Raw genomic sequence first — 21,393 nt, forward strand, 5'->3', positions numbered from 1 at the left:
TTATAAACTATCTTTGCACCTTTAATTTGAAATCCTAAAAATGAATAAACTTTTAATAGTAGGAACAGTAGCTTTTGATGCTATCGAGACACCTTTCGGAAAGACCGATAAAATCCTTGGCGGTGCAGGAACTTTCATTGGTTTATCAGCATCACATTTTAACCTACAATCAGCTATTGTTTCAGTAGTAGGAGATGATTTTCCTCAAGAATATATCGATTTATTGACAGCAAGAAACATCGATGTTTCTGGTCTTGAAATAGTAAAAGGTGGAAAAACTTTCTTTTGGAGCGGTCGTTACCATAACGACATGAACTCAAGAGATACATTGGCTACAGAACTAAATGTATTGGCAGATTTCAACCCAATCGTTCCAGAAAATTTCAAAAATGCCGATGTAGTAATGCTAGGAAATCTTCACCCTATTGTTCAAACAGGTGTTTTAAATCAAATGACACAAAAACCAAAGCTTGTTGTTTTAGACACCATGAACTTTTGGATGGATTGTGCACTTCCAGAATTATTGGATGTAATTAAACGTGTTGACGTAATTACCATCAACGATGAAGAAGCACGTCAACTTTCTGGAGAATATTCATTGGTTAAAGCTGCTGCTAAAATCCATACAATGGGACCAAAATATGTCGTAATTAAAAAAGGAGAACACGGAGCATTAATCTTCCACAACGAACATATTTTCTTCGCTCCAGCATTGCCTTTGGCTGATGTATTTGATCCAACTGGCGCAGGAGATACTTTTGCAGGTGGATTTGCAGGTTTTATTACACAACAAGGAGACATTTCTTTTGACACTATGAAAACGGCAATTATTCAAGGTTCAAACTTAGCTTCTTTCTGTGTAGAAAAATTTGGAACCGAAAGAATGCTAACACTAACCAAAGAAGATGTAAACAAGCGCTTGAAACAATTCAAAGCTTTAACACAATTTGAAATAGAATTACAATAACTTTATGCCTCGAAATTTTCGGGGCATTTTTTGTTTTAATATACAACATACAAACTACTTACAACAACACAACACTAATATGAGCGACGCAATTAAACACGAATGTGGCATTGCACTACTTCGATTAAAAAAACCATTAGAATTCTACAAAGAAAAATATGGTTCGGCTTTCTATGGCGTACAAAAAATGTATTTGCTAATGGAAAAACAGCACAATCGTGGTCAAGATGGCGCTGGATTTGCTTCTATAAAATTTGATGTCGAACCAGGCGAAAGATACATCAGTCGGGTTCGTTCTAACAAAGCACAACCTATTCAGGATATTTTTGCCCAAATTAATGACCGCATCAACGAAGAACTAGCTTTGCATCCCGAATATAACGATGATGTGCAACTTCAAAAAGACAACATTCCTTATATAGGAGAATTGTTTCTTGGTCACGTTCGTTATGGAACATTTGGCAAAAATAGCATCGAAAGCGTTCATCCGTTTTTACGTCAAAACAATTGGATGCACAGAAATCTTATCGTTGCTGGAAACTTCAATATGACTAATGTTACGGAACTTTTCAATAGTTTAGTCGAATTAGGGCAACATCCAAAAGAAATGGCAGACACCGTTACGGTAATGGAAAAAATTGGTCATTTTCTTGATGATGAAGTAACCGATTTATACCAAGAATGTAAAAATAACGGCTTGTCAAAAAGAGAAGCTTCGCCAGTAATTGCCGAAAAACTTAATCTAGTTCGAGTATTAAAACGTGCTTCTCGTGGTTGGGATGGCGGTTATGCTATGGCAGGATTGTTAGGTCATGGCGACTCGTTCGTACTTCGTGATCCAGCAGGAATTCGTCCAACTTATTTCTACGAAGATGATGAAGTTGTAGTTGTGGCTTCAGAAAGACCAGTTATACAAACCGTTTTCAATGTTTCTTTTGAAAAAATTCAGGAATTAAAACCTGGAAATGCCTTAATCATCAAGAAAAACGGAACGGTTTCCGAAGAAGAAATCAATACGCCAACAATAAAAAAAGCCTGTTCTTTTGAACGTATTTATTTTTCTCGTGGTAGCGATGCTGAAATCTATCAGGAACGAAAAGAACTTGGAAAACTAATTCTTCCAGCGGTTCTTGAAGCCATCGAAAACGATACGGATAATACGGTTTTCTCTTATATTCCAAATACAGCCGAAACATCTTTCTACGGAATGATTGAAGCTGCCAATGATTTTCTAAACCAAAGAAAAAATAAATTTATTCTTGACAACCGAAAAACATTAACCAAAGAAAAGCTAGAAGAAATCCTTTCGGTAAAAATTAGAACCGAAAAAATAGCTATAAAAGACGCAAAACTGAGAACTTTTATTACCGACGATGCTAATCGTGATGATTTAGTTGCCCATGTTTATGATGTTACGTATGGCGTAATCCAACCGTCGGATAATTTGGTTATCATTGATGATAGTATCGTTCGCGGAACTACTTTAAAGAAAAGTATTCTTAGAATGATGGATAGATTAAACCCAAAACGCATTGTAGTCGTTTCTTCTGCACCACAAATTCGCTATCCTGATTGTTATGGTATCGATATGTCAACCTTGGAAGGTTTCATTGCTTTTCAAGCAGCAATCGAGCTTTTGAAAGAGCGAAAAATGACCAATATTATCGATGACGTTTATAAAAAATGTAAAGCTCAAGAAAATCTGAAAGATGCCGAAGTAATTAACTTCGTTAAGGAAATTTATAATCCATTTACCGATACAGAAATTTCGAATAAAATCGCCCAAATGCTTCATCCCGAAGACATTAAAGCTGAAGTAAAAATTATCTTCCAAACGGTTGATGATTTACACATAGCATGTCCAAAGAATTTAGGCGATTGGTACTTTACTGGAGATTATCCAACAGCAGGTGGAAACCGTGTAGTTAATAAGGCTTTTATTAATTTTTATGAAGGTAAAAATGCACGTTCCTACTAAAATTTTAACATTTTTTGAACTTAAACGATTATTGATGCATTTGGTCTAAATTATTTGTTTCTAGATTTATACACCGCATATATTTGCTCTACCATAGCATTAGTAGGTTAAGTTTATGGTAGATTTGGGGCAAAAAAGGAGAAATGAAAGTTTCTCCTTTTTTATTTTTATACATCAGAAAACCCTTTAAAAAAGGATTACTCTACTAGTATTTTCATACATTCTAAATATATTTTTAAGAAAATATAGAAAAAATTAACAAGAACTCATTAGATTTGCCTTACCATAGTATTTAGTGTAGGTTAAGTTTATGGTAGATTTGGGGCAAACAGGTAGAAGAAATTCTGCCTGTTTCATTTTATACCAGACACAAAAAAAAACCGACTGTTTTCACAATCGGCTTTTTTAAAAGAATAAATTCTCTCTTATTTTTCAGTAGCATATAATCGAGCAACTTCTGTCCAGTTAATCACATTAAAGAACGCTTCAATATAATCAGGACGACGGTTTTGATAGTTTAAATAATAAGCATGTTCCCATACATCCATTCCTAAAATTGGAAAACCACCACAAGCCGTATCTGGCATCAATGGATTGTCTTGATTTGCTGTTGAACAAACTTCTAGTTTTCCACCTTTGTGGACACATAGCCAAGCCCAACCCGAACCAAAACGAGTTGCACCAGCTTTGGCAAACTGAGCTTTAAATTCGTCAAACGATTTGAAATCTCTTTCAATCGCTTCTAATAATTCTCCAGTTGGTAATCCGCCACCATTTGGCGACATAACTCTCCAAAATAAATTGTGATTGTAAAAACCACCACCATTATTTCTAACTGCAGCGTTAGTCATGTCTAAATTGATTAAGATATTTTCAATCGTTAATCCTTCTAAATCTGTTCCAGCAATAGCAACATTTAGATTTGTGGTATAAGCATTATGATGTTTAGAATGATGAATTTCCATCGTTCTTGCATCAATATGTGGTTCTAATGCATCGTATGCATAAGGTAATTGTGGTAATTCAAAAGCCATAATTAGTTTTTTTAAAATTAATATTCGATTTTCAAATTTAAGGATTATAAATCTTTTTTTTGTTATAAAATTGATAAATCACTAAAGTGTTTCTACAGGAACTTGTTGCAATTTTCGCTCTAATCGATAGGAAATCATCACACAAGAAAGTATTAAAACAACACTGATATATCCCAAATAATTATAATTGTGTATCGCAAATTTTGAATCACTGTACGTAATCCAACCACTTAACAAGGAAGCAAATCCAGTTCCGAGTGATTGCACGCACGAATTTAAACTCATAAAACTTCCGCGTGTTTTATTGTCAACTGCTTGAGTAATCATGGCTTGTCCTGGAACAGTTCTTCCAGTTGAGGAACTAAACCAAAATCCAAAAATTCCCAAAACCACAAACAGTTGCCAATGTGGCATATTCGTTATCAAAACCACAAACACAATAGAAATTAAAGCTGCCCAAACAAAGACATTTCTTTTGCCATAACTATCAGCCAATTTCCCAATAATTTGTGCCGAAATCAACGAACACAATCCGCCAACAAGATAAATTAAAGGCGTATATTCTTGAAGCACGCCAACATTATAAACCAAATACGGATTAATCAGCGGAACGATAATAAAATGTCCTGTTATCAACAGAAAACTAAACAACAAAGCCGTTACCTGAGTTTTATTGCTGAAAATATCATAGAAATTGGAAATTCGTTCTTTCAGTTTTATAGGATTTTCCAAATGCGCATTTACATTGGGAACAAATTTGAATAAAAACGGCAAAAGCAATACGCCAAAAGTTGCTACTACCAAAAATGGATAATGCCAATCATAGGTATTGGCTAAATACAATCCAAACGGAACGCCAATAACCGAAGCCAATGCAAATCCGCCCATCAACAATCCCATCGCTCGACCACGACGTTCATAGGGAATAACATCGGCAATAATACTCAAAATCTGCGCACTGATTAATCCGCCAAAAATTCCAGTTACAACTCTTGCTAATATCATCGAATACGTTCCAAAAGCAAAAGCACAAGCAAACGTTCCTAGTAAAAATCCAGAATAAGCAAACAATAAAAGTTTTTTTCTATCAAATTTATCGGCGAAAAAAATAGCACAAAAACTACTCACAAAAGCCGACAACGAATAACTCGAAACAATAATAGCAAACTCTGATGTGGTTAAACTCCATTTGGGCATCAAAATATTCCCCAAAGGCATCATAATCATAAAATCGAGTATATGGGTAAAATTCAGCAACGCCATTAGCGCAACTAAAATGATTTCATTCTTTTTCAAAACGCATTTTTTAATTCAGTGCAAAATTACATATAGAAAAATTCCTTTTTCTTAATAAAGAATTAATTAATTACATTAGTACCAGAAATAAAAACTATAGGTCGAATGTTTGATTTGCAACCCAATCATCTGAAAAACAATATAATTTCGCTTTCGCCTTTGCAGGAAAATGATTTTGAGGAATTATATACCGTTGCCAATGACGAACTACTTTGGGAACAACACCCAAATAAACTGCGTTATCAACGAGATATTTTTCAGAATTTTTTTGAAGGTGCAATGCTTTCTGGTGGTGCATTTTTAATTCGTGATAGTAAAACCAACGAAGTTGTTGGCAGCAGTCGTTTTTATGATTACAATGAAAAAGAGAATTCAATATTGATTGGTTACACGTTCATCGGACGAAAATTTTGGGGAAATGATTATAACAAATCGTTGAAGAAACTAATGTTAGATTACGCTTTTCAGCATGTAAACAAAGTTTATTTTCATATTGGTGCTTTCAACATTCGTTCTCAAAAAGCCATCGAAAAAATTGGCGCTATTAAAATCGATGAATTTCAAGTGGAATATTTCGGCGAAGACAGTAAGTTGAACTTTGTTTATGAAATAACCCTTGATAATTGTCATTCCGACGAAGGAGGAATCACATAGTCCAATTTACTTATTCTGAGCCTAATAATATATATAAAATATGACAAATAAATTTACATTACTTTTTATTTTAATATCAATGACACAGTTTGCGCAAACAAAAACAGAATTTAAAGGTAAAAATGTTAAAGTTTCTTTTAACGAAAATATTGATAGTGAAAAAGTATCCATAAAATTAGTAGAAGGAACTTGGAATATGACGTTATTTCCTCTATTTGAAAATAACAGTATCGTTGAAAATGGATTTCCTTCAGAAGCTGGAATCTATAATCTTATTATCAATTATTCTGATAATTTATATTACAATGAAATAGCATTGTATAGAATGAAGCCAGAATTTGAAGAAATATCATTCGATTTTTATCATGATTCAGGAAAAATATTTTGTCGAATCAAATCTGATTATGCTCAAGAATTAAACAAAGAAATTGTAATGAATAAATTTGATGAAGAAACCCAAAAAATTATTAATTCTGTAAAACAATAAATGCAAAAAACCGCTTTCTCCATATACGACGCATCAGCAGGTTCTGGAAAAACCTATACATTAGTAAAAGAATACCTCAAAATTATTCTTTTGTCCAAAAAACCCGATGCCTATCGAAATATTCTCGCCATTACGTTTACCAACAAAGCGGTTCACGAGATGAAAAGTCGCGTGGTGGAAAGTCTTTCGGAGTTTGCCAAAGAAAATCCTTCGGAGAAAGCAGTTCAATTGATGCAAAATATTCAGTTGGAAACAGGTTTGAGTTTGGCAACAATCACTGAAAAAGCCAAAAACATCATCAAAAACTTGATACATAATTATGCGTCATTTGACATTTCGACCATTGATAAATTTACACACAAAGTCATTCGTGCCTTTGCACACGATTTGAATTTACCAATAACTTTTGATGTTTCGCTCGATACCGAAAACCTTCTAAATGAAGCTGTAGATGCGATTATTGCCGAAGCTGGAAATGATGAAACACTGACCAATTTACTCGTAGATTTCACGATGGAAAAAACCGATGACGATAAGTCTTGGGATGTTTCTCGTGAAATTATGGAAACAGGAAAGTTGATTTTAAACGAAAACAATCGCGAAGAAATCACCCATTTTCAGAATAAAAAAATTGAAGATTTTACAATTATCAAAAACAAATTAAGCGCATTATCTGATGAAATTGAAAATGAATGTGTCAATTTAGCCATCGAAGCCTTAACTTTAATCGAAAGCAACGGCATTGATTTGAAATCGTTTTCTGGCGGTTATTTTCCAAAACATTTGATTAGCATTCAAGAGAAAAAATTCAATCCAAATAATAAAACTTATCACGAAGCCGAAGACATAAAAATCAACAAAACGGCAAAAGATAGTGCTCAAATTGAAAGCATAATTCCTAATTTGTTAGCGATTTTGGCAACGATTTACGCCAAATTTGAGAAGAAAAATTTCTACGATGCTTTTCTGAAAAACATCACGCCACTTTCGTTGTTGAACACCTTGAGCAACGAGTTGACCAAAATTCAAACAGAACAAAACATTCTTTCAATTTCAGAATTCAATAAATTAATCAACGAACAAATTCAAAATCAGCCTGCGCCATTTATTTATGAACGTTTGGGCGAAAAATACCGTCATTTTTTCATTGACGAATTTCAAGACACATCCGAAATGCAATGGCAAAATCTTATTCCGTTAATTGATAATGCTTTGGCGAGTGAAGAAAACGGCGAAAGTGGTTCGTTGCTTTTAGTTGGCGATCCAAAACAGTCGATTTATCGTTGGCGTGGCGGAAAAGCGGAACAATTTATCGAACTCAGTAAAGACAAAAATCCATTTGTAAATCCAGATAAAAAGCTATTTTCTCTCGAACGAAACTACCGAAGTTATTCGCAAATCATCGAATTCAACAACGATTTTTTTAAATTTTTGTCCAATGAATTTGAAAACGAAGATTACAAAGATTTGTATGCCAATCATAGTCATCAAAAAACGAATGATAAAAATGGCGGTTATGTTTCGATTTCTTTTTTGCCAAAAAACGAAAAAAATACTGAAAATTATGGTGAAGAAACCACCGAAAAAGAAGATTTATTCCTCGAAGCCACTTTAAAAACCATTGAAAAAGTAAAATCCAACGGTTTTGCTAATAAAGACATTGTCATTCTTACCCGAAAGAAAAATCAAGGAACAGCAATTGCTAATTTTTTAACCGAAAATGACATTCCGATCTTATCGTCCGAAAGCCTGTTGCTCGGTTCATCGTCAGAAGTTCAGTTTATCGTTCATTTTCTGAATTACTTGAAAAATAAAAATGATTTAGAAGCAAAAGCCCATTTTTTATATTATTTGGCTCAAAAAAATACACCAAAAATTGCCGTTCACGACTTTATTTCGAGCGGAATGGAACAAAAAGAAGAAGCCGATTTTCAAAAATGGCTTTTTGATTTTGATTTCGAAATTTCGTTTACCACTATTCGAAAAAAGTCGCTTTATGAAGCCGTAGAATTGATTATTTCCAAAGCCATTTCTATCGAAAAAAGAAATGCTTATGTTCAATATTTCTTGGATGTAGTTTTGGAACGCGATTTAAAAAACCAAGCTGGAATTTCGGATTTTCTGAATTATTGGGAAACCCAAAAAGAAAAACTCAGCATTCCATCACCCGAAGGTAACGATGCTATTCGAATTATGACCATTCATAAATCAAAAGGATTGGAATTTCCAGTGGTAATTTTTCCATTTGCCGAAGAAGATTATAGCAAAGGTCCAAAAGAGAAAATTTGGATCAATGCCGATGAAGAAACTATTGGTTTGCCAAAAGCTTTGGTCGATAAAAGTAGTAAAGTAGAAAGTTTTGGAAAAGATGCATCAAAGGTTTACAATCAAAAAAAACAAGAAGATTTACTAGACGATATTAATATTTTGTATGTGGCGTTAACTAGAGCTGAAGAACAATTACACGTGATTTCACAAATGCAAAATATCAGTAAATCAACTGGCGAATATCCTAAAAACATGGCGTCGTTTTTCATCAATTTCTTAACTAACCAAAATTTATTTGACGAAAATAAACTGGACTACGAATTTGGAAATAGCAAAAAATTATCTTCTAAAAAAGCAAGTTCAGAAACGCCAAAAACAATTCCGCAATTAACCGAGATTTTAAATCCAAAAAACATCAAAATTGCACAACGCGAAAGCATAATGTGGAATACAACCCAGCAAAAAGCGATTGAATATGGAAATATTTTGCACGAAATACTGTCGTTTGTGAAAACCAAAAACGATGTGGATTTAGCCTTAACCAAAGCCATTGAAAACGGATTGATTATCGCTTCTCAGCGAGAAACTGTTGAAAAAACCATCTTCGAAATTATAAATCATCCTGATTTGATTGATTTTTTTGCCGAAGAGCATTTAGTTCTAAATGAAAAAACCATCATTCAAAAAGAAGGAAATTTGATAAAACCAGACCGAATGGTTTTAACGTCAACCAAAGAAATTTATTTGTTAGATTATAAAACGGGTTCACATCAAGCAAAATACAAGCAACAAATAGAGAATTATCAAGATGCTATTGAGAAAATGAACTATCGAGTGACTAAAAAAGCGTTGGTTTATATTGGCGAAACGTTGGAAGTGGTAAATTTGTAAACTAAAAATAAAACTGAACTACAAACTAAAATAAAATGTACGGAAAAATTCAACAACACCTACAAAACGAATTAAAAACTATTGAAGACAATGGTATTTTCAAAAAAGAACGCGTGATCACTTCGCCTCAAGGAGCAGAAATTACAGTAAATGGCGAAACGGTTTTAAACTTTTGTGCCAATAATTATTTAGGATTATCATCACATCCCGAAGTAGTTCAAGCAGCAAAAGACGCTTTGGATTCGCATGGCTTTGGAATGTCGTCAGTACGATTCATTTGTGGAACGCAAGACATTCACAAAACTTTGGAAAAAACTATCGCTGATTTCTATGGAACAGAAGATACAATTCTATACGCAGCAGCATTTGATGCCAATGGTGGTGTTTTTGAACCTTTATTAGGAGAAGAAGATTGTATTATTTCAGATAGTTTAAATCACGCTTCTATTATTGATGGTGTTCGTTTGTGTAAAGCAGCACGTTATCGTTATGAAAACAACAATATGGAAGATTTGGAAAATCAATTGAAAAAAGCCGTTGAAGCTGGACATCGCTTCAAGCTTATCGTAACCGATGGTGTTTTTTCAATGGATGGTTTAGTTGCGCCATTGGACAAAATTTGCGACTTAGCCGATAAATATGATGCTTTGGTTATGGTTGACGAATGTCACGCTGCAGGATTTATTGGCGCAACAGGAAAAGGAACTTTGGAAGCCAAAAACGTAATGGGACGAGTTGATATCATCACCGGAACATTAGGAAAAGCTCTTGGCGGTGCAATGGGCGGATATACTACGGCAAAAAAAGAAATTATTGAAATTTTACGTCAGCGTTCGCGTCCGTATTTATTTTCCAATTCACTAGCTCCAGCTATTGTTGGCGCGTCAATCAAAGTTTTTGAATTATTAAAAAAAGACACTTCACTTCGTGATAAATTAGAATGGAATACCAATTACTTCAAAGACGGCATGAAAAAAGCTGGATTTGACATTATAGATGGCGATTCAGCTATTGTTCCGGTAATGCTGTATGATGCCAAATTATCTCAAATAATGGCTGATGAATTGCTCAAAAAAAGAATTTATGTTATTGGTTTCTTTTTTCCGGTAGTGCCAAAAGAGAAAGCGAGAATCAGGGTTCAACTTTCAGCTGGTCACTCAAAAGAACATCTTGACAAGGCGATTAATGCATTTGTTGAAGTTGGAAAAGCATTAAATATCATTTAATTAAGTATATTTTAACAATAACATTTTGATATTATATTAATACGTATTACTTTTGCCTTATTATAATTATTATAATCTAATCAAATTAAGTATGAAACATCTTAACAAATTATTTGTTGCTGTGGCATTGTTAGCTGGACTAAGTTCTCAAGCTCAAGATAGCAACAACCCATGGGCAATCTCATTTGGGGTGAACGCAGTTGACACTAGATTTAGTGCAGCTTCAAAATTAGAAGATCAGTTTTCTGAATTTTTTAACGCTAAAGATCATTGGAATATCCTTCCTTCTGTATCTTATTTAAACGTATCAAAATACGTAGGTAGTAATTTCTCATTTGGTGTTACAGGATCTATCAACAAAATCAAAAAATTTGTTAATCCAAGAATTGGAGATGCAGATTACACAGTTGTTAATCCAGGAGATTTAAGTTATTATGCAGTTGATGGAGTTATCAACTATAGCTTCATGAACTTAATTGGTTCTAAAGTTATCGATCCTTCTGCTCACATTGGTGGAGGTTACACTTGGTTTGGTGATGCTTCTGCAGGTACAGTTAATGGAGGTTTAGGTTTAACTTTTTGGTTTGCTGAAAACGTAGGTTTATCTTACCGTGCGACTTACAAACATTCATTTGATGACACTAGAACTCCAGACGTAGATGTTGCTTCTCACGTTCAACATTTTGCAGGTCTTACTTTCAAATTTGGTGGTAAAGATACTGACGGTGACGGAATCTATGACAAAGATGATGCTTGTCCAGAAGTTGCTGGTTTAAAACAATTCAACGGTTGTCCTGATAACGACGGTGATGGTATTGAAAACAGCAAAGATGCTTGTCCAGACGAAGCAGGTTCAGTTGAAATGAATGGATGTCCTGATAAAGACGGTGATGGAATTGCTGATAAAGATGATGCTTGTCCAGAAGTTGCAGGTCCAAAAGCATTAAACGGATGTCCTGATACTGACGGTGACGGAATCGCTGACAAAAACGATAAATGTCCAGACGTTAAAGGTCCAAAAGAAAATGGTGGATGTCCATGGCCAGATAGAGATGGTGATGGTGTTCTTGACAAAGATGACAAATGTCCAGATGTTAAAGGTACTGTAGCTAACAATGGTTGTCCAGAAGTATCTGACGAAGTTGTTAAAAGATTAAATGATTATGCTAAAACTATTTTGTTTGACACTGGAAAATTCTCTTTCCAAAAACAAACTTTCCCAGTTTTAGAAGCTATTACTGCTATTTTAAAAGAATACCCAACTGCTAAATTCTCAATTGAGGGTCACACTGACAACGTTGGTAAAGCAGATTTCAACCAAAAATTATCTGACGGTAGAGCTAACGCTGTTAAACATTATTTAATTGACAACGGTATTGATCCATTCAGATTAACTTCTAAAGGTTTTGGTATGGATAACCCAATCGATACTAACAAAACTGCTAAAGGTAGAGCAAACAACAGAAGAGTTGAAGTGAAATTAGTTAAATAATTTCTTCTAAAATATTTTTTAAAAAACGCTCCGAAATTCGGGGCGTTTTTTTTATTTTTATAACATGTCAAATCCAACCTTTCTTCATCAACTTGCAAGTGAAATTCTGAAAACTAATTCTGAAAATTTATCAGAACTCGTTATTGTTTTACCCAACAAAAGAGCCAAAGTCTTTTTGCTTGACGAATTAAAGAAATTAGTTTCAACCAATGTTTTTGCACCCGAAATAATCAGTATCGAAGAATTTATTCAAGATATTGCGGGAATTCGCAGTATCGACTCGGTGGAAGTTTTGTTTGAATTCTATGAAGTTTATCTTTCTATTACAGAAAAAAATAAGCAAGAACCTTTTGAAACCTTTGCCAATTGGGCAAAAACACTGCTACAAGACTTTAATGAAATCGACAGATATTTACTCGAACCCGATAAGATTCTAAAATATCTTGAAAACATCAAAGAAATCGAGCATTGGTGGGAAAAAGTAGAAAACCAAACGGTTTTAGTTGAAAAACACCTTGCTTTTTGGAAAAAACTACCCGAATATTATCATTCACTATATCAATATTTATCAAACAAAGGAATTGGTTACCAAGGATTAATTTATCGCGAAGCGGTTGAAAATCTCAATCATTTTTCAGAAAAAAAATCGAACACCTATATTTTTGCTGGTTTTAATGCACTCAATCAAGCCGAAGAAAAAATTATTCAGCATATGTTAGCTTTAGGAACAGCTAAAATTTATTGGGATATCGATGAAACCTTGCTTCACGATACTTTTCATGATGCAGGTTTGTTTCAAAGACGTTTTAAATCAAGTTGGAGTTACTATAAAACCAATCCGTATGAATGGATTTCTAACGATTATTCTGCAGAAAAAAGCATTCATGTCATTGGAACTTCAAAATCAATTGGTCAAGCCAAAATTGCTGGCGATATCATCAAAAAACACATCGACAATAACAATTCTAACTTGCAAAATGTTGCCTTAGTTCTTGGTGAAGAAAACCTTTTATTGCCTGTTTTGCATTCGCTTCCCGCTGAAGTTGATGCGCTAAATATTACGATGGGTTTTACCAGCAAAAATAATCCTGCGCAGTTGTTGATTGCAAAACTTTTTAAGCTACATGTAAATGCTTTTGAGCGAAATGCGACCAATTATGTGATGTATTACAAAGACGTACTCGATATTTTGACACATCCGTTAATTGAACCCTATTGCAAAGCCGATGTCGTTGTAAACACTATTAATCGCAATAATTTTACGTTTATTTCCCATAAAAAACTGAATGAATTATATCCGTTTGAAAACGAACTTTTCAGCTTATTATTTCAAAAATGGGATACTAATTCAGTTGCGGTTTTGGAGAATTTATCTCAAATTTTACTCAAAGTAAAAGCCAATTTAAGTTTAGACCAAAATCCCGAAGTTTCCGAAGAAAAAATAACCAATGCGTTTGTTTTTTCTATTTTCAAAATCATCAATAAAATGATTTCCTATTTTAGTGAACATCAAAAGATTGATAATATCAAAACGCTTCATGCGATTTACAAGCAAATTATCGATTTAGCCGAAGTTTCATTTGAAGGCGAACCTTTGAATGGACTTCAAATTATGGGAGTTTTGGAAAGTCGTGTGCTCGATTTTGAAACCGTAATCATCACATCGGTAAATGAGGGTAAATTTCCAGCAGGAAAAAGCACCAATTCGTTTATTCCGTATGATGTGAAACGTGAATATGGTTTACCTACTTTCAAAGAAAAAGATGCCATTTACACCTATCATTTTTATCACTTATTGCAACGTGCAAAGAATGTTTATTTGATTTATAATTCAGACAGCGAAGGATTTGACGCAGGAGAAAAAAGTCGTTTCATCACGCAATTGGAAGTCGAAAAACGACCAAGCCATAACTTAACTTTTGATTTTTATAATCCAAATGTTCCCAATATTGCTTATGAACCGATTGTCATCGAAAAAACCGAAAGCGTCATCAATCGACTGAAAGAAATTGCCGAAAAAGGATTTTCGCCATCAGCATTGACAACCTATATTCGAAATCCGATACAGTTTTATTTTCAAAGGATTTTAAGAATTTCTGAAACAGATGAAGTAGAAGAAAACATTGCGGTCAATACGCTTGGAACGATTATTCACGGAACGTTAGAAGAATTATACAAACCGCTAATTGGAAAAATTTTAATTGAAAACGATATTAAAATTTGCATCAAAAACATTGATGACGAAGTGTTGAAGCAATTCAAATTGGTTTACAAAGAAGGCGAAATTAAGAAAGGAAGAAATCTTCTCGCCTTTGAAGTTGCTAAACGAAACGTGTTGAACTTCTTAAAATTAGAATTAGAAGCTATCCAAAACGGAGATGAAATTCAGCTAATTGCTTTAGAAAAACCATTATCACGAAAGCTTGAACATCCAAAATTGCCTTTTGCCGTAAGAATTGCAGGAAATGTAGATCGAATTGAAAATAGAAACGGAAGAATTCGAATTATCGATTACAAAACGGGAAAAGTAGAACAGAAAAACGTTATGCTAAAAGACTGGAATGGTTTAACGGAAGACATTAAAAACGACAAAATCATTCAAATTTTGGCGTACGCATTCATGTATGAAGAAGAAGCAAAAGGATTAGATATTGAAGCCGGAATTATTTCGTTTAAAAACCTAAAATCAGGATTTCTACCCTTTAATTTTAAACCCGAAAAAGAAGCTTACGATGTTATTTCCCCAGAAATTATGGAAAATTACATTGAAGAAATTGTGGTTTTGTTAAATCAGATTTTGAGTGAAAATGTAGCTTTTGAGGAGAAAGTTTAACCACAAAAGGTACAAAAGAAAACAAAAGAATTTATTTTTAGAATTATAACAGAATAAAACTAACCGTTAAGAAAAATTAAATGGCTTTGACAAAATCATATTTAAAAGATTTGACCTATCAAATAAACGGAGCTGCAATTGAGGTTCATAAATTTCTTGGTCCTGGTTTGCTTGAAAGTATTTATCACAAATGTTTCAAGAAGGAATTAGATGTTAGGGGAATTTCCTTTAAATCCGAATTGTTAGTTCCAATTAATTTCAAGGGTTTAGATGTAGATACTAATTTGAGATGCGATTTATTTATTGAGAATTGTATTGTTTTAGAACTTAAAACTGTTGATAGTTTTGCGCCTATTCATCAAGCACAATTATTAACTTATATGAAATTACTTGAAGCTCCAAAAGGAATTTTATATAATTTCAATTCTGTAAATTTATATAAAGAAGGACAAATGACTTTGGTCAACGAGTATTTTAGAAATTTAGAGGATTAAATTGTCAAAAAACTTTTGTTTTCTTTTGTGCCTTTTGTGGTTAAATCTTTTTCAAAAAACTCAAAAAAACTTTCAATAATTCTTCTTGGTTTTCAATATGCGACATGTGTCCATCAGGAAAAGTAGTAAGTTCAACTTTGGTATTTTCTATTTGGTCAAGATTATCATCATAATTTAAAACACCATCATTTTTACCCAAAACCAGTTGCATAGGATAAGGTGCAAAATGCAAAATCACTTCACGATCTTTTCTAATTTTCATGCCTTCGAGCGATGCAACAATACCTTGCAACGGTGTTTTTAAGGCTTCAAGTTTTACTTTTTCAATTTGTTCGGCTAATCGTTCTCGATTGTTTTCACTGAAAAGATTGGCGATACTCATTCGAACAAAATTGGTGTAATTCTGTTTTACAGCAACAATTGCTCGGTCGCGATTAACTTTGCGTTCATCACTATCAGCTCGCGAAGTAGAATTTAACAAAAACAAACCTTTTACATTATCAGGATACAATTCGGCGAAAGCCAAAGAAACATAACCGCCCATTGAATGACCAATAAAAACTGCTTTTCTAATCTTTAGTTCGTGCAAAACATGATGAACCATATCAGCTTGATCTTCCATCGAATGCACATATCCAAGACATTCTGTTTCGCCATGACCAAGTAAATCAATAGTGATAACGCGATGTTTCTTTGAAAGTTCAGGAACAAAAGCATTCCACATGGTTTGATTTTCCAAAAAACCGTGTAATAGCAAAACTGCCGTACCTTTTCCTTGTTCGGTATAACTGATTTTGATATTCTTGTAAATAGTCGTTTTCATTGCTACAAAAATAGATTTTAACCGCAAATTCACGAATTATTTTTTCACAAACTTTGTCATTTTTATGCTCCATGAAATGACGAGTTTTTCTATAAAATGGATTGTTGTAATGGAAAAAATCCCGACAGTTTAATTTTTTATATCATTCAAAAACCACTTTACTTTTCTCTACAGTTACTTCCATCATAATTTGTTTCCCGAAAATCAAAGCGCGATTGTCTCGAATATGTCCAGCTGGAAAATTATAAATCACCGGAATATTCAATCCTTTGATGGTTTCTTCAATGATTTCCAATGCATTTTTTCCCCATGGAATTTCGTTGTCTTTCATATCAGTCATTCCGCCAACGATGATTCCTTTCAAACTTTTTAAACAGCCGTTTCGTTTCAAGTTCATCATCATTCGGTCGATATGATACATGTATTCATCTAAATCTTCGATAAAAAGGATTTTGTCTTCGCAGTCAATAGCAGATTCCGAACCTAACAAACTATATAAAATCGATAAATTCCCACCAACCAATTCGCCTTTGGCTTTACCAACATGATTTAAAGCGTCACAATCTAATTCGTATTCGAGTTTATCGCCAAACAAAGCCGTGCAAAGTGAATTTTTCGCCTCATCGGTTGCTCTTGCCACACTTACTGGCATAATTCCGTGAATGGATTGAAAACCCATTCGGTTTAAATGACTATGCAAAACCGTTACATCACTAAAACCGATAATCCATTTTGGATTTTGCTTGAATTTGGTAAAATCGAGTTTGTCGATAATTCGAACGGTTCCATAACCGCCACGAACACACCAAATAGCTTTGATATTTGGGTTGTCCATTTGTTCTTGAAAATCTTCGGCACGTTGATCATCAGTTCCAGCTAATTGGTAATGATCCAAACCTATGGTTTTCCCTAATTTGACTTTTAAACCCCAACCTTCGAGCATAGCAATGGTCGGTTTTAAATTGTCTTCAATGTTTTTTCGAGCGGTAGAAACGATGGCAACGGTATCGCCGGGTTGCAAAAATGGTGGTGTAATCATCTTTTTTTGAGAATGAAGATTATGAAAGAATAAAGAAAATAGAATATAGAGAATAGACTTTTTCATTTTGGAATTGAATCTGAAACAAATGTATAAAAGTTCTTAATAGTTATTTAATTTTTTAAGACACGAATTGCACAAATTTTCACGAACTATTTTACCTTTTAGATTTCACGAAATCTGCTTTTAGCAGATTAGAATTTGTGTAATTATTTTGTAATTTCAATAATTTGTGAAAATTCGTGAGATTCGTGTCAACTTTTTATTCACTGATGAAATGGAAAGCTGGAAATTGCTTTAAATAAAACTTATAAACAATCGATTGTAATGCTTATTTTTGCAAAATATATTTTGAATTTACAATGTTAGAAAACCCAAAAAGATATACCATTACGGCAGCTTTGCCTTATACCAATGGACCAATCCATATTGGTCATTTGGCTGGAGTTTATGTGCCAAGCGATATTTATGCGCGTTATTTACGTTTGCAAGGAAAAGACGTGGCGTTTATTTGCGGAAGCGATGAACACGGCGTGGCGATATCGATGAAAGCCAAGAAAGAAGGTATTACACCGCAAGAAGTGATTGATAAATATGACGGGATCATTAGAAAATCATTTGAAGATTTCGGAATTTCGTTTGACAATTATTCGCGAACTTCGTCCAAAATTCATCACGATACAGCACAGAAATTTTTCAGAAAATTGTATGATAACAACGATTTTATTGAAGAAGTTACCGAACAATTGTATGATGCTAAAGCCGAGCAGTTTTTGGCAGACCGATTTGTAACCGGAACGTGTCCAAAGTGCGACAATCCGGAAGCATACGGCGATCAATGTGAGAAATGTGGTTCGACTTTGAATGCAACCGATTTGATTAACCCAAAATCTACGATTACTGGCGAAACTCCAATTATAAAAGAAACAAAACACTGGTTTTTACCTTTGGACAGATACCAAGATTTTTTACAAAAATGGATTTTGGAAGATCATGCGAAAGATTGGAAAACCAATGTTCTTGGACAAGTAAAATCATGGTTGGACGACGGATTGAAACCTCGTGCCGTAACTCGCGATTTAGATTGGGGAATAGACGTTCCGGTTGATGGCGCAGAAGGAAAGAAACTTTATGTGTGGTTTGACGCACCAATTGGATACATTTCGGCAACCAAAGAATGGGCTGAAAGAGAAGGAAAAAACTGGGAAGATTATTGGAAAAACGATGACACCAAACTCGTTCATTTTATTGGCAAAGACAATATTGTTTTTCATTGCATTATTTTTCCGGCGATGTTGAAAGCCGAAGGAAGTTATATTTTACCCGATAATGTTCCAGCGAATGAGTTTTTGAATTTGGAAGGAAACAAACTTTCTACGTCTAAAAATTGGGCCGTTTGGTTGCACGAATATTTACAAGATTTTCCAGAAAAACAAGATGTTTTACGTTATGCTTTAACGGCAAATGCTCCCGAAACTAAGGACAATGACTTTACTTGGAAAGATTTTCAGGCGAGAAACAATAATGAATTAGCTGCAGTTTTTGGAAATTTCATCAATCGTGTGGTTGTTTTAACTAACAAATATTATAACGGAATTGTTCCAACGCCAAATGATTTTACCGAAGTTGATGAGCAAACTTTAGCCGAATTAAAAGCATATCCAGCGGTAATTTCATCTTCAATTGAAAGATACAGATTTAGAGAAGCGCAAGGTGAAATGATGAATGTAGCTCGTTTAGGAAACAAATATTTAGCCGACGAAGAACCTTGGAAAATGGTAAAAACCGATCCAGAACGAGTGAAAACTCAAATGTACGTTGCGTTGCAAATTGCGGCTGCATTACAAATTTTGTGCGAACCATTTTTACCTTTTACATCAAATAGATTGGCAACGATTTTAAATTTAAATGATTTAAAATGGAATTCCGTTTCTGAGACATCAGAATTGCTAAAATCTGGTCATCAAATTGGACAAGCCGAAATATTATTTTCTCAAATAGAAGATGCCGAAATTCAAAAACAAATAGACAAACTAGAAGCAACGAAAGTTGCCAACAAAGCTGAAAACGCCGTGATAGAACCACAAAAAGAAACGTCAACATTTGAAGATTTCTCAAAATTGGATTTGCGTGTTGGAACGATTATTGACGCTGAGAAAATGCCAAAAGCCAACAAACTTTTAGTTTTGAAAGTGGATACTGGAATTGATGTGCGAACAATCGTTTCTGGAATTGCAGAACATTTTTCTCCAGAAGAAGTGGTTGGAAAACGCGTGACTGTTTTGGTAAATTTAGCACCAAGAGCATTACGTGGCGTTGAAAGTCAAGGCATGATTTTGATGACAAATAATGCCGAAGGAAAACTGGTTTTTGTAAATCCAGATGCTGATGGCGTGAAAAATGGAGCGTTGATTTCTTAAAAAACATTACCGCAAATTCGCGAATTTTAATTGAAATTTGATAAATGTAATTTGCGAATTTGCGGTCAAATAAAATATCATGAACCCAAAAATAATTGCTTTTGATGCCGATGATACACTTTGGCACAACGAACCTTATTTTGACGAAGCGCAAGCCAAATTCTGTGAACTTTTTGCCGATTATGCTTCCAATCAAGAGATTTTACAATTGATTTTAAGCCATCAAGTAAAAAATCTTCCGCTGTATGGTTTCGGAATAAAAGCGTTTGTATTGTCGATGATCGAATCCGCATTAGAATTAACTAATCATCAAATTTCCGGAGCCGGAATTGAAAAAATTATCAAAATCGGGAAAGATTTACTGCAAAAACCTGTAGAACTTTTACCAGAAGTAGAAGATGTTTTGCAACAATTAAAAGGAAAATACAAGTTGGTTGTAGCTACCAAAGGCGATTTAAAAGACCAACATAGAAAATTACACGATTCGGGAATTGGACATTATTTTCATCATATCGAAGTGATGAGCGATAAAAAAGAATTGGATTATGAAAAAATGCTCGGTCGTTTAGACATCAAACCCGAAGATTTTATTATGATTGGAAACTCTTTAAAATCGGATGTTTTACCGGTTTTGAATATTGGCGGACACGGTTATCATATCGGCTATCATACGACATGGGAATACGAAAAAATTGATTTTGAAATTGTACACAACAACTTCAAATCACTGCAAAAAATCTCAGACGTTCTGCCAATTCTATTACAATAATTAAAAATTATGCAACCGCAAATTCGCAAATTATTTTAAAATGAAAAAAGTGAAATTTGTGAATTTGCGGTAAATTATTTTATGAAACAAAAACTAAACCTCGATACTTGGAATAGAAAAGAACACTTCCTTTTTTTTAAACAAATGGAAGAACCTTTTTTTGGTATGACAACCCGAATTGATTGTACCAAAGCGTATGAAAAAGCAAAACAACTCGGCGTTTCGTTTTTTACTTATTATTTGCATAAAACGTTGGTTGCCGTGAATCAATCAGAACCTTTTCGTTACCGAATTATCAATGACGAAGTGTATATTTTTGACCAAATCGATGTTTCGGCTACCATTTTAAGAGACGACAAAACGTTTGGTTTTTCCTTGATGGAATATGTTGAAAATCTGACTGTTTTTGCCGAAATTACTAAAAAAGAAATTGAACGAATTCAAAACACAACTGGATTAATTACCCGAGATTTTGACATCAATTTAATTCATTTTTCTGCCGTTCCGTGGATTGATTTTACGTCTTATTCTCATGCGCGAAGTTTTACTTTTCCGGATAGTTGTCCGAAAATATCATTTGGAAAAATGACTGAAGAAAATGATAAAAAAACCATGGCAATGGCTATTCATGTTCACCACGGATTGATGGATGGTTATCATGTGGGCGAATTTTTAACGTTATTTCAACAATTGATGAACGAATAAATTGTTAACTTTACCAA

16 protein-coding genes are annotated in these 21,393 nt (G+C 33.9%); 12 read left to right on the forward strand and 4 right to left on the reverse strand.

Annotated elements, in window-relative coordinates; genetic code table 11:
• Positions 1 to 40 precede the first annotated feature (40 nt).
• Together G6042_RS10445 and G6042_RS10450 are read left to right on the forward strand one after the other, a co-directional pair.
• A complete protein-coding gene (locus G6042_RS10445) occupies positions 41 to 967 on the forward strand; it encodes a PfkB family carbohydrate kinase (RefSeq protein WP_169524382.1) in 927 nt (308 codons plus the stop codon).
• A 79-nt stretch (positions 968 to 1,046) separates the two neighbouring features.
• Positions 1,047 to 2,945 carry an amidophosphoribosyltransferase gene (locus G6042_RS10450; RefSeq protein ID WP_169524383.1) on the forward strand — a complete coding sequence of 633 codons (1,899 nt, stop codon included), beginning with the start codon at positions 1,047 to 1,049 and terminating at the stop codon, positions 2,943 to 2,945.
• A 425-nt stretch (positions 2,946 to 3,370) separates the two neighbouring features.
• On the opposite strand, the gene G6042_RS10455 is transcribed toward G6042_RS10450, so the two are convergent.
• Entirely contained in the window at positions 3,371 to 3,979 is a 609-nt protein-coding gene (locus G6042_RS10455; protein ID WP_169524384.1) for a superoxide dismutase, read from the reverse strand.
• Positions 3,980 to 4,060: 81 nt separating this feature from the next.
• Positions 4,061 to 5,275: an MFS transporter gene (locus tag G6042_RS10460; protein WP_169524385.1), complete on the reverse strand. Its 1,215-nt coding sequence runs from the start codon at positions 5,273 to 5,275 to the stop codon at positions 4,061 to 4,063.
• A gap of 105 nt (positions 5,276 to 5,380) precedes the next feature.
• Here G6042_RS10460 and G6042_RS10465 point away from each other — a divergent pair, with 105 nt between their 5' ends.
• The 7 genes from G6042_RS10465 (at position 5,381) to G6042_RS10495 (ending at position 15,620) form a co-directional block, all read left to right on the forward strand.
• Positions 5,381 to 5,929, forward strand: coding sequence for a GNAT family N-acetyltransferase (locus tag G6042_RS10465; protein ID WP_169524386.1), 549 nt, complete (start codon positions 5,381 to 5,383; stop codon positions 5,927 to 5,929).
• Between the two features lie 40 nt (positions 5,930 to 5,969).
• Positions 5,970 to 6,416, forward strand: a complete 447-nt coding sequence (locus G6042_RS10470) for a hypothetical protein (protein ID WP_169524387.1) — start codon at positions 5,970 to 5,972, stop codon at positions 6,414 to 6,416.
• Complete coding sequence (locus G6042_RS10475) at positions 6,417 to 9,575, forward strand: UvrD-helicase domain-containing protein (RefSeq protein ID WP_169524388.1); 3,159 nt, start codon at positions 6,417 to 6,419, stop codon at positions 9,573 to 9,575.
• A 35-nt stretch (positions 9,576 to 9,610) separates the two neighbouring features.
• Positions 9,611 to 10,801, forward strand: coding sequence for a glycine C-acetyltransferase (gene kbl / locus G6042_RS10480; protein ID WP_169524389.1), 1,191 nt, complete (start codon positions 9,611 to 9,613; stop codon positions 10,799 to 10,801).
• 91 nt (positions 10,802 to 10,892) lie between these two features.
• A complete protein-coding gene (locus G6042_RS10485; RefSeq protein WP_169524390.1) occupies positions 10,893 to 12,293 on the forward strand; it encodes an OmpA family protein in 1,401 nt (466 codons plus the stop codon).
• A 64-nt stretch (positions 12,294 to 12,357) separates the two neighbouring features.
• Positions 12,358 to 15,126 (forward strand): PD-(D/E)XK nuclease family protein, encoded by a 2,769-nt coding sequence (locus tag G6042_RS10490; protein ID WP_169524391.1) that lies wholly within the window; start codon positions 12,358 to 12,360, stop codon positions 15,124 to 15,126.
• Between the two features lie 80 nt (positions 15,127 to 15,206).
• Positions 15,207 to 15,620: a GxxExxY protein gene (locus G6042_RS10495; RefSeq protein ID WP_169524392.1), complete on the forward strand. Its 414-nt coding sequence runs from the start codon at positions 15,207 to 15,209 to the stop codon at positions 15,618 to 15,620.
• Between the two features lie 40 nt (positions 15,621 to 15,660).
• Here G6042_RS10495 and G6042_RS10500 read toward each other — a convergent pair whose 3' ends face one another.
• Both G6042_RS10500 and G6042_RS10505 read right to left on the reverse strand, forming a co-directional pair.
• Positions 15,661 to 16,443 carry an alpha/beta fold hydrolase gene (locus tag G6042_RS10500; protein WP_169524393.1) on the reverse strand — a complete coding sequence of 261 codons (783 nt, stop codon included), beginning with the start codon at positions 16,441 to 16,443 and terminating at the stop codon, positions 15,661 to 15,663.
• Between the two features lie 142 nt (positions 16,444 to 16,585).
• Positions 16,586 to 17,548: a S66 peptidase family protein gene (locus G6042_RS10505; RefSeq protein ID WP_235933283.1), complete on the reverse strand. Its 963-nt coding sequence runs from the start codon at positions 17,546 to 17,548 to the stop codon at positions 16,586 to 16,588.
• A gap of 296 nt (positions 17,549 to 17,844) precedes the next feature.
• Here G6042_RS10505 and metG point away from each other — a divergent pair, with 296 nt between their 5' ends.
• From metG to G6042_RS10520, 3 genes are all read left to right on the forward strand, one after another.
• Positions 17,845 to 19,902, forward strand: a complete 2,058-nt coding sequence (gene metG, locus G6042_RS10510; RefSeq protein ID WP_169524394.1) for a methionine--tRNA ligase — start codon at positions 17,845 to 17,847, stop codon at positions 19,900 to 19,902.
• Between the two features lie 79 nt (positions 19,903 to 19,981).
• The gene (locus G6042_RS10515) at positions 19,982 to 20,671 is read left to right on the forward strand and encodes an HAD family hydrolase (RefSeq protein ID WP_169524395.1); all 690 of its coding nucleotides are present in this window, start codon (positions 19,982 to 19,984) and stop codon (positions 20,669 to 20,671) included.
• A gap of 81 nt (positions 20,672 to 20,752) precedes the next feature.
• Positions 20,753 to 21,376 (forward strand): chloramphenicol acetyltransferase, encoded by a 624-nt coding sequence (locus G6042_RS10520; protein WP_169524396.1) that lies wholly within the window; start codon positions 20,753 to 20,755, stop codon positions 21,374 to 21,376.
• The last annotated feature ends 17 nt before the right edge of the window (positions 21,377 to 21,393 follow it).

It is taken from the genome of Flavobacterium solisilvae (assembly GCF_012911605.1).
GTDB lineage: Bacteria > Bacteroidota > Bacteroidia > Flavobacteriales > Flavobacteriaceae > Flavobacterium > Flavobacterium solisilvae.

What these genes read in the sequence shown, in the direction of transcription:
- G6042_RS10445 (WP_169524382.1), top strand. Translation starts at nt 41, where the DNA reads ATGAATAAACTTTTAATAGTAGGAACAGTAGCTTTTGATGCTATCGAG.
- G6042_RS10450 (WP_169524383.1), top strand. Translation starts at nt 1,047, where the DNA reads ATGAGCGACGCAATTAAACACGAATGTGGCATTGCACTACTTCGATTA.
- G6042_RS10455 (WP_169524384.1), bottom strand. Translation starts at nt 3,979, where the DNA reads ATGGCTTTTGAATTACCACAATTACCTTATGCATACGATGCATTAGAA.
- G6042_RS10465 (WP_169524386.1), top strand. Translation starts at nt 5,381, where the DNA reads ATGTTTGATTTGCAACCCAATCATCTGAAAAACAATATAATTTCGCTT.
- G6042_RS10470 (WP_169524387.1), top strand. Translation starts at nt 5,970, where the DNA reads ATGACAAATAAATTTACATTACTTTTTATTTTAATATCAATGACACAG.
- G6042_RS10475 (WP_169524388.1), top strand. Translation starts at nt 6,417, where the DNA reads ATGCAAAAAACCGCTTTCTCCATATACGACGCATCAGCAGGTTCTGGA.
- kbl (WP_169524389.1), top strand. Translation starts at nt 9,611, where the DNA reads ATGTACGGAAAAATTCAACAACACCTACAAAACGAATTAAAAACTATT.
- G6042_RS10485 (WP_169524390.1), top strand. Translation starts at nt 10,893, where the DNA reads ATGAAACATCTTAACAAATTATTTGTTGCTGTGGCATTGTTAGCTGGA.
- G6042_RS10490 (WP_169524391.1), top strand. Translation starts at nt 12,358, where the DNA reads ATGTCAAATCCAACCTTTCTTCATCAACTTGCAAGTGAAATTCTGAAA.
- G6042_RS10495 (WP_169524392.1), top strand. Translation starts at nt 15,207, where the DNA reads ATGGCTTTGACAAAATCATATTTAAAAGATTTGACCTATCAAATAAAC.
- G6042_RS10500 (WP_169524393.1), bottom strand. Translation starts at nt 16,443, where the DNA reads ATGAAAACGACTATTTACAAGAATATCAAAATCAGTTATACCGAACAA.
- G6042_RS10505 (WP_235933283.1), bottom strand. Translation starts at nt 17,548, where the DNA reads ATGAAAAAGTCTATTCTCTATATTCTATTTTCTTTATTCTTTCATAAT.
- metG (WP_169524394.1), top strand. Translation starts at nt 17,845, where the DNA reads ATGTTAGAAAACCCAAAAAGATATACCATTACGGCAGCTTTGCCTTAT.
- G6042_RS10515 (WP_169524395.1), top strand. Translation starts at nt 19,982, where the DNA reads ATGAACCCAAAAATAATTGCTTTTGATGCCGATGATACACTTTGGCAC.
- G6042_RS10520 (WP_169524396.1), top strand. Translation starts at nt 20,753, where the DNA reads ATGAAACAAAAACTAAACCTCGATACTTGGAATAGAAAAGAACACTTC.